This window comes from Caballeronia sp. M23-90 (assembly GCF_053574605.1).
Genome location: NZ_JBSIPA010000475.1, coordinates 1 through 4991, shown reverse-complemented (window position 1 = coordinate 4991; position 4991 = coordinate 1). Strand labels below are relative to the sequence as shown.

At 61.4% G+C, this 4991-nt stretch carries 6 protein-coding genes and 1 riboswitch; of the genes, 1 reads left to right on the top strand and 5 read right to left on the bottom strand.

The features are described 5' to 3' along the window. Positions 1-54 precede the first annotated feature (54 nt). Positions 55-1029, bottom strand: a complete 975-nt coding sequence (locus ACRXB1_RS30320) for a cache domain-containing protein (RefSeq protein WP_449494143.1) — start codon at positions 1027-1029, stop codon at positions 55-57. Between the two features lie 328 nt (positions 1030-1357). Next, positions 1358-1537, top strand: a riboswitch (yybP-ykoY riboswitch). Between the two features lie 15 nt (positions 1538-1552). On the opposite strand from ACRXB1_RS30320, the gene mntP reads away from it, so the two are divergent. Continuing rightward, the gene (gene mntP / locus ACRXB1_RS30315) at positions 1553-2122 is read left to right on the top strand and encodes a manganese efflux pump MntP (protein WP_062003750.1); all 570 of its coding nucleotides are present in this window, start codon (positions 1553-1555) and stop codon (positions 2120-2122) included. Between the two features lie 11 nt (positions 2123-2133). Here the strand turns inward: mntP and pqqE are convergent, their stop codons facing one another. The 4 genes from pqqE to pqqB form a co-directional block, all read right to left on the bottom strand. After that, complete coding sequence (gene pqqE / locus ACRXB1_RS30310) at positions 2134-3258, bottom strand: pyrroloquinoline quinone biosynthesis protein PqqE (RefSeq protein ID WP_375508222.1); 1125 nt, start codon at positions 3256-3258, stop codon at positions 2134-2136. Beyond that, positions 3255-3527 carry a pyrroloquinoline quinone biosynthesis peptide chaperone PqqD gene (gene pqqD, locus ACRXB1_RS30305; RefSeq protein ID WP_062003440.1) on the bottom strand — a complete coding sequence of 91 codons (273 nt, stop codon included), beginning with the start codon at positions 3525-3527 and terminating at the stop codon, positions 3255-3257. Before pqqD ends, pqqE begins: the two co-directional genes overlap by 4 nt. Continuing rightward, the gene (gene pqqC, locus ACRXB1_RS30300; protein WP_449494142.1) at positions 3524-4249 is read right to left on the bottom strand and encodes a pyrroloquinoline-quinone synthase PqqC; all 726 of its coding nucleotides are present in this window, start codon (positions 4247-4249) and stop codon (positions 3524-3526) included. The genes pqqD and pqqC overlap by 4 nt, the downstream gene beginning before the upstream one ends. A gap of 30 nt (positions 4250-4279) precedes the next feature. Beyond that, positions 4280-4991: pyrroloquinoline quinone biosynthesis protein PqqB (gene pqqB, locus ACRXB1_RS30295; RefSeq protein WP_449494141.1), on the bottom strand; the 712-nt coding region annotated here is incomplete at its 5' end.

Here is a 4991-nt window from a genome sequence, read left to right as displayed (position 1 = left end):
CCGCTGCTGTTCGGGCGGAGTTTTATCGCGCTGTCGGGGCTTTTGACGCTGTCGTTACGGGAACGGGCGCACGAGCTCTTCCTGCGCGCGCGCCCGTTCCCGTAACGACAGCGTCAAAAGCCACGACAGCGCGATAAAACTCAGCCCGAACAGCAGCGTCAGCACGCCGACCACGGTGCTGCGCGCGCGCCACGTTTCGAGCACATCTTCCTGCGCGGGCGCCACGCCCACGATAAACGGCGTGCCCGGCACGTGCGCGAACGTGAAGATGCGCTCGACCCCATCAACAGGCGATTTCGCCACGTATGACCCCGAGCTCGAATGCCTCATGCGGGCGAACGTGGCTGAGCCGGCGACGTTGCGATTGATATCCTCGCCGAGGAAGGGCTTTCGTACGATCAACGCGCCATCGTCCTGAACGATAAAAATCGATCCCTTCGGGCCGACTTCGATCTTGTCCAGGAGCGAACGGAAATACTGGAGGTTCACGGTCAGCAACGCGATGCCGGCAAACGATCCGTCCGGCGCATTGATACGCCGGCTCATGCCGATCGCCGCGCCGTTTGCGTGGGTCAAGTAGGGATGCGAGAAAAACAGGCCGACCGATGGGTTGTTTCGATGGGCAAGGAAATATTCGCGCTCGGCGAAGGTTTCGGGCGGCGTGGCCGTGGGGTTTTCTTTTATGATGACGCGGCCGCGGGCATCGATAACGTAGCTGCCGCCTATGTACGCCGCCGTGGTCGCGCGGTCGAATAGAATCCGGCGGCGCAGATTGAGCGGAAGCACCATGATGCTCGCGTCCTGCGCGCCATCGACCACGGCGCGAAGCGACAGATCGTAGATTTCGACGTTGCGGGCAATATCGCCGCCAATGATCGACACCAGATTGGCCGACGTCTCCCTGGCGTGGCTCAGTGCTTCTTCGCGGCCCTGGTACAACGTGGCGATCGACAAGCCTGCCATGACGACCGCAACGGCAGTTCCGGCAATCCCGGCAAGGAGCGGATAGCGTGACAGGGAATTTGCCATGCTGAGCGCTGTCCATCGATACCGGCCGCGGCGCTTTCGCGAAGCTGTTCCAGGTGGCAGGCCGGATCTCATGGCGCGCGCCTCGTCCGGCGTGCAGACGGTTTTGCGCCGGGAGGGCTTTCAGTCGTCAGCATGGATATCGTGATTGGCATCGCGGCTGTATCGGATCGAAGGCGCGGATCTGGGCTGGCCACCTTGTACGGGCCAGGACTTCGCGGAAAACGCGTGGTGGTGGTCAACCAGAGCGGAGGCGCATCGGCTGTGCCTGATGTACGGACACTAAAAAAACCTGGAGAAGATTACAAATTCATTTCGAACGTGATAGCCTTTGTCCGTCCTTGGGGAGTAGCCGGCTTCCAGCCATTGGAAGCGCTCATGTCAACACGCTTGGTTCGATCGAACCGTGGCATGAGCAACCGATCTGTATTCTGGTTGGCAAGACCATCGATGTAACGCCGCGACCGGTCGGGCTCGGCGAGACATCGTATGTTCCTGTCCCGACCCGAACATGATCATTGTCCCCATGAATATCGCTTCCACCATCCTGCTCGCCTTCGCCATGTCGACGGACGCCTTCGCCGCCGCTGTCGGCAAAGGCGCGACGTTGCGCCGTCCGCGTATGCGCGAGGCGCTGCGAACCGGCCTGATCTTTGGCGTCATCGAGGCGATCACGCCGCTCGTCGGCTGGGCGCTCGGCAAGGCCGCGGCCCCGTACGTCATGTCGTGGGATCACTGGATTGCCTTCGGGCTCTTGCTCGTGCTCGGGTTGCGCATGATTCGCTCTGGCTTCAGCACGCCCACGCCCGAGGCCGAAAAACCCGTGCGTCACGGTTTCTGGCTGCTCGCCGCGACGGGCTTGGCAACGAGCATCGATGCCATGGCGGTGGGCGCGGGACTCGCTTTTATCGATGTGAATATTTTCTCTACGGCTGCGACCATCGGACTTGCGACGCTGATCATGGTGACCATCGGCGTGATGGTGGGACGCTTCTTGGGCCGCGCGGTCGGGCAGCGCGCGGAAGTGGCGGGCGGCTTGATCCTGGTCGCCATCGGCTCGGTGATTCTGGCCGAGCACCTCGGATATGTGAGCTGACCGGTCTATTCTCAGACGGTCGAGCGCAGCCGGCGCGAGTTGCTGTCGTTGCGGAAAATGATCGGATGTTCTTCAGGTTCGCGTTGTACCGCAGCCTGGCGCACCACGTTGATCACCGTTTCGTGATGGGGTGATTTATCGCAGACCGGGTCCGCGTTGGCCGGGTCGTCCGTGAGCAAATAGGCCTGGCAGCGGCAACCGCCTGCATCGATCGTTTTCTCTTCGCAGCTTCGGCATGGCTCCTTCATCCAGTCGAAGCCGCGAAAGCGGTTGAACGCATCGCTTTCGTACCAGATCTCGCGAACGGACGTGTCCTTGACGTTCGGGAACGTCAGGCCCGGAAGCGAACGCGCGGTGTGGCACGGCAAGGCGGCCCCATCGGGCGCCACGCCGAGGAATACCGAACCCCAGCCGTTCATGCATTTCTTCGGCCGCGTCTCGAAGTAGTCGGGCACGACGAAGTAGATCTTGCAGCGATGCCCGATCTTCTCCCGATACCGCTCGACCACCGCTTCGGCTTCTTTCAGTTGCTCGGCTGTAGGCATCAGTTGCGCGCGGTTCGCATGCGCCCAGCCATAGTATTGAGTGTTCGCGAGCTCCAGATATTCCGCGCCCATTGCGAGCGCCATGTCGATGATCTTGTCCACGTGCGGCAGGTTGTATCGATGGAGCACGCAATTCAGGACCATCGGGAAACCATGCGCCTTGATCGACCTTGCAACACGGTTCTTCAGGTCGAACGTGCGCGTGCTGCTGAGAAAGTCGTTGAGCTCCTGCGTGGAATCCTGGAACGATAACTGGATGTGATCGAGGCCTGCGTCCTTCAATGCGTCGAGACGCTTGTCCGTCAAACCGATACCCGATGTGATCAGGTTCGTATAGAAACCCAGTTGCCGTCCTTCGCGCACGAGCACTTCGAGGTCATCGCGCAACAGCGGTTCGCCCCCGGAGAAGCCGAGTTGTGCCGCGCCGAGCGCACGCGCTTCACGCAGCACGCCGATCCACTGGTCGGTCGTGAGTTCAGTGCTGTGGTCCGTGTAGTTGACGGGGTTGTAGCAGAACGCGCAATGCAACGGGCATCGATAGGTCAGTTCCGCGAGCAGCCACAGCGGCGGGGCAATGACGCTTGCGGTCATGTCGCTTCCTCCAGCCATCCACGACGCTCGGCTTCGGCAATGAACAACCTCACTTCGCCGCCGAGATCCTGAGTATTGAACGCTTGCTCCAGGTCGGCGATCAGCATGTCGATATCGCGCGTGCCGTCGCAGCGCTTCAGGATCTCGCCAGCGCTCTGATTGAGCTTGACCATGCCTTCAGGATAGAGCAGCACGTGTGCGTCCTGCGCCGGTTCCCACTGCAGCCGGAAGATCCCCTTGAGCTTGAGCATTGGCGCTGGCGATGTCATTGGGGAAAGGCCTTTTCGATGGCGTCGAGCATCGACCACAAGATGTCGAGCTTGAATTGCAGGATTTCGAGCGCGCGTTCCTGCTGCTCGCGTGTCCTGAAGTAGTCTAGCGTGACTTGCAGGCCGTGCTCGACGTCGCGCTGTGCAAGCGAGATGCGCGAGCGGAAATACGTAAGGCCGTCGGCTTCGATCCACGGATAACACGTGGGCCATGTCGCAAGCCGGTCCTTGTGGATCTGCGGCGCAAAAATTTCCGTCAGCGATGAACACACCGCTTCTTGCCACGGCGCACGGCGCGCGAAGTTGACGTAGGCATCGACGGCGAATTTCACCCCGGGCGCCACCTGTTCCAGCGACCAGAGTTCGTCGCGCGTGAGGCCGACTGCGTCGCCCAGGCGTGCCCATGTTTCTATGCCGCCTTCGTCATCCCCGTAACCGTCGTGATCGAGAATGCGCAGCACCCAGCGCCGCCGCGTTTCCCGATCGGGACAGTTCGACATGACCGCCGCGTCCTTCAGCGGGATGTTGATCTGGTAGTAAAACCGGTTCGCCACCCAGCCGCGAATCTGTTCGCGCGAGCAACCACCTTCGTTCATCTTCACGTTGAACGGATGATGAATGTGGTACGCCGTGCCCTTCGCGCGAAGTTGCGCCTCGAATTCTTCGCGGGTCCAGGCAGTTTTGCCGGCGTCTTGCGTATCTGCGTGATTCGGGCCGTTCACATGTTTCTCCTGCGAAGCGCTAATGCATGTTCAAAGATCGAATGCCATTCCGTCGAAGGCGACTTCGATGCCGTGTTCGGCGAGCCGCTGCCGTTCGGGACCGTCTTCGATCAGGATGGGATTCGTGTTGTTGATGTGAATGAGGACCTTGCGCACGCCCGTACGTTCGATCGAATCAAGCACCTCGATCATGCCGCCCGGCCCCGTTTGCGCAAGATGGCCCATGTCGGCGGCGGTCTTCTTCGACAGGCCGAGTTCGATCATTTCGTCCGGCGTCCAGAGGGTGCCGTCGACCAGCAACAGGTCCGCGCCGTTCATTGCTTCGAGTACGTGGGGTTCGAGCGCGCCGAGCCCGGGCGCGTAGAACGCGCGCTTGCCGGTCGCCTCGTTGATGAACGTCAGCCCGATGTTGTCACCACGTTGGGGCGCCGCGCGATGCGGCGAATAGGGCGGCGCCTTGCTCGACAACGGCAATGCTTCAATGCGGATTCCGGGTAATGCGGGAATGCTGAACGACCCGCCATCGAGCGGGACCGCGTGGCGTTCGACGCCGCAGTAATGCGCGAGTATCGATACAACCGGCAAGCCCGTGCTCAGGTCTTGCAGCACGGCGTCGGTGACATAGAGGGGCAACGGGGTATCGCGTTCGCGCAGCATCAGGAGACCGGTGACATGATCGATCTGCGCGTCCATGGTGATGACCGCCGCAATGCCGCTGTCGCGCGGCCGGCGCGCCGGCTGA